We start from the raw sequence: 3274 nt of genomic DNA on the forward strand, positions 1-3274 counted from the left end.
ACCGTATCCGCCGCCACCGCCGCCGCCGCCGAAGCCGCCGCCACCGTATCCGCCGCCACTCGGGGGAGCCTGATCAGGCCATCTCGGCTCTGCGCCACCCTCATCGAAGCCGCGCTTCTGCGGCCCCCGGAAATCACGACCACGTCCCATCGAAAGCTCGCCAAAAACCGTCCGCCGACCACGTCTCGAATACCGCGTGCGCGCCATCCCAGACAGCTCACGCCCCGCACTCCCATTACCCCCGGTCGCGGTAACCAAGAATAACGCCTCAGTCCTGACGCAATTGGGGCTTGACCGCAAGGACCTTGTTGTCGATCCACCGAGAGTTCCATCACTTTCTCGTCGGCGCACCCGGGCGGCGCGACGCGGTGCCGCCCCGTTAGGGAAGCGCAAAGGGCGGTGGCGTATGCAGGGCTACAGGCTCCCGCCTCCGCCGGGGCCCGCGTGCCGCCCCCCGAATGATCGCGACCCCGACCTTCCCGGACTATTCCGCCCTCGTCGTGGACGAGAGCCTCTACATCCGCCGAATCGTGCGCGACATGCTGATGCGCGTCGGCATCAAGCGCGTGCTGGAGGCGCCCGACGGGGCCGAGGCGCTCGGCGTGCTGGCCGAGAGCAAGCCAGACCTGACGATCATCGACTGGGACCTCGCGATCCTCTCCGGCGAGGAGTTCATCCGGCTGGCCCGCACGCCCTCGACCTCGCCCTGCCCGACGATCCCGATCATCCTGATGCTCGCCCAGCCGCGCCGGAACGTCGTCGACCGGGCGATCAACCTCGGCGTCAACGAGATCATTGCAAAGCCGTTCTCGCCCAAGACGCTGTGGTCGCGCCTCGACGAGGTCATCAACCGGCCGCGCCCCTATTCCCAAGTGAAGAGCCTGCTGCGTCCCACCTCCCGCGCCGCGAGCCTCGCCAAGGCGATGGCCTGATCTCACAGGGCGTTCGCCACGGGCGACCGTGGATGCAGGGCCGGGTGCTGCGAACGGACGTTGCAGTTCGCCGCCGAGCGAGTAGGGTCGGATGCGAATGATGGCCGGGCTCTTCGCCGGGGCCAAGGATGGGAAAGCGCGGCGACGCCGATGAGGGACGAGAGTGGCGCGACCGCGCCGGCCCGCCCCCAGGGCGCGCCACCGGCAGGGGCACCCGGCTCCGCCCCCGTGGTCTCGCATCGCGACACGCGCCGCAACGCCTACGCGGCCCTGGACCTCGGCACCAACAATTGCCGGCTGCTGATCGCCGAGCCGTCCTCGCACGGCTTCCGGGTGATCGACGCGTTCTCGCGCATCGTCCGGCTCGGCGAGGGGCTCGGAAACTCCGACCGCCTGAGCGAGGCGGCGATCGAGCGGACGATCGACGCGCTGCGGATCTGCAAGGGGAAGATGCGCGCCCGCGGCGTCGGCCGGGCCAAGATCATCGCCACCGAGGCGTGCCGGCTCGCGGTGAACGGCGCCGACTTCGTCGCGCGGGTGCGCGCGGAGGTCGGCCTCGATCTCGAGATCGTCGATCGGCAGACCGAGGCCTACCTCGCCGTCACCGGCTGCGCGGCGCTCGCCGACCCGTTGGCCGAATCCGTTGTGATCTTCGACATCGGCGGCGGCTCCACCGAGATCGCTTGGCTCGACGGCGCGGCCGCCAACCCTTCGACCGACCCGACGCTTCGCATCCGCGCGTGGGATTCGCTGCCCGTCGGCGTCGTCACCCTGGCCGAGCGCCATGGCGGCTCCGAGGTCACGCGGATGATGTTCGAGGGCATGGTCGAGGAGGTGGCCGAGATGCTGGGCCCCTTCGCGATCCGTGCGGCGGCGGCGGCGATCGCCCCCGGCTTCCACCTGCTCGGCACATCGGGCACCGTCACCACCATCGCGGCGATGCACCTGCGTCTGGTGCGCTACGAGCGCCGCCGCGTCGACGGACTGTGGATGAGTGACGCCGAGGTCTCGGGCGCGATCGACGACCTGCTCGACACGCGCCTCGACCAGCGGGCCGAGAACCCTTGCATCGGCCGCGATCGTGCCGACTTGGTGCTCGCCGGCTGCGCGATCTTGGAGGCGATCCGCCGGGCGTTTCCAGCCGAGCGCCTGCGCATCGCCGACCGCGGCCTGCGCGAAGGACTCTTGATGAACATGATGCGGGAAGACGGCGTCTGGCGCCGCGGGGGCTACCGGTGACCGACAGGCGTGGCGGAGCGGGCGCGACGGGTGGAGTCCGCGGAGAGCTCAAGCAGCGGGTGAAGACCGGCCGTGGGCGCACCCACTCGCAGAAGAGCTGGCTCGAGCGGCAGCTCAACGATCCCTACGTGCAGCGGGCCAAGCGCGAGGGCTACCGCTCGCGGGCGGCCTTCAAGCTGATGGAGATCGACGAGCGGTTCAAGCTGCTCAAGCCCGGCCAGCGCATCGTCGACCTCGGTGCGGCGCCCGGCGGCTGGTCGCAGGTCGCGGCGAAGGTCGTCGGCGAGACCGGCCGCATCGTCGGCATCGACCTGCTCGAGATCGAGCCGATGCAGAACGTCGAGTTCATCACCCTCGACTTCCTCGATCCCGAGGCTCCGAAGCGCCTCACCGGCCTTCTCGGCGGCCCGGCCGACCTCGTCCTGTCGGACATGGCCGCCAACGCCACGGGGCACAAGAAGACCGACCACCTGCGCATCATCGGCCTTGCGGAGACGGCGGCCGAGTTCGCGCGTGAGATCCTCGCGCCGGGCGGCGCCTACCTCGCCAAGGTGCTGCAGGGCGGCACCGAGGGCGCGCTGCTCTCCGACCTGAAGCGCGACTTCGCGCTGGTCCGCCACGTTAAGCCGAACGCCAGCCGGGCCGATTCGAGCGAACTCTACGTGCTGGCGACCGGCTATCGCGGGCCGAGCCCGGCCGTCGCCCTCGCCGAGGCGGACGAGGACTGAGTCGCGGCGTTTCAGACGCTGCGCGAACGGGCACCCGTCGTCCTGTCGAAAGCCGGCGACGCCTGGGGGTGGGATCTGGCGCCGTTCGCCGATTTTGCTCGCCGCCGTCGGCTGATCCACTCAGTCCGCGCCTATCCTGATTGTTCTTGGGTGCGATCGTAGGTGCCCATCGCCGGGCTTTAGCGCCAAAGAAAAAAGGCCGCCCCGGAGAACCGGAGCGGCCTTCGATGGAGTCGTGAAGGCGATTACTCGCCCGAGCCGGTGCCGTCCGGCGTCTTGCCCTCGGCGCCGCCTTCCGCCTCGATGCCCTCGAAGCGCGGGCGGCGCCGGCGGCGGACCTTGGGGGCCGGGGCATCGTCGCCGTCGGTCACGGGC

The 3274-nt window shown here is 70.4% G+C and carries 3 protein-coding genes and 1 pseudogene; 3 read left to right on the top strand and 1 reads right to left on the bottom strand.

Features of this window, described 5'->3' with window-relative positions; translation table 11 throughout:
* Positions 1-150, bottom strand: a pseudogene (locus tag FV222_RS31415) (cold shock domain-containing protein); the annotation flags it as partial.
* A 308-nt stretch (positions 151-458) separates the two neighbouring features.
* On the opposite strand from FV222_RS31415, the gene FV222_RS20950 reads away from it, so the two are divergent.
* The 3 genes from FV222_RS20950 (at position 459) to FV222_RS20960 (ending at position 2899) form a co-directional block, all read left to right on the top strand.
* Positions 459-932, top strand: a complete 474-nt coding sequence (locus FV222_RS20950) for a response regulator (RefSeq protein WP_147753471.1) — start codon at positions 459-461, stop codon at positions 930-932.
* Between the two features lie 150 nt (positions 933-1082).
* Positions 1083-2171: a Ppx/GppA phosphatase family protein gene (locus FV222_RS20955; protein ID WP_147753470.1), complete on the top strand. Its 1089-nt coding sequence runs from the start codon at positions 1083-1085 to the stop codon at positions 2169-2171.
* The gene (locus FV222_RS20960; RefSeq protein ID WP_147761488.1) at positions 2168-2899 is read left to right on the top strand and encodes an RlmE family RNA methyltransferase; all 732 of its coding nucleotides are present in this window, start codon (positions 2168-2170) and stop codon (positions 2897-2899) included. Before FV222_RS20955 ends, FV222_RS20960 begins: the two co-directional genes overlap by 4 nt.
* Positions 2900-3274 lie beyond the last annotated feature (375 nt).

The organism is Methylobacterium sp. WL103 (assembly GCF_008039885.1).
GTDB lineage: Bacteria > Pseudomonadota > Alphaproteobacteria > Rhizobiales > Beijerinckiaceae > Methylobacterium > Methylobacterium cerastii.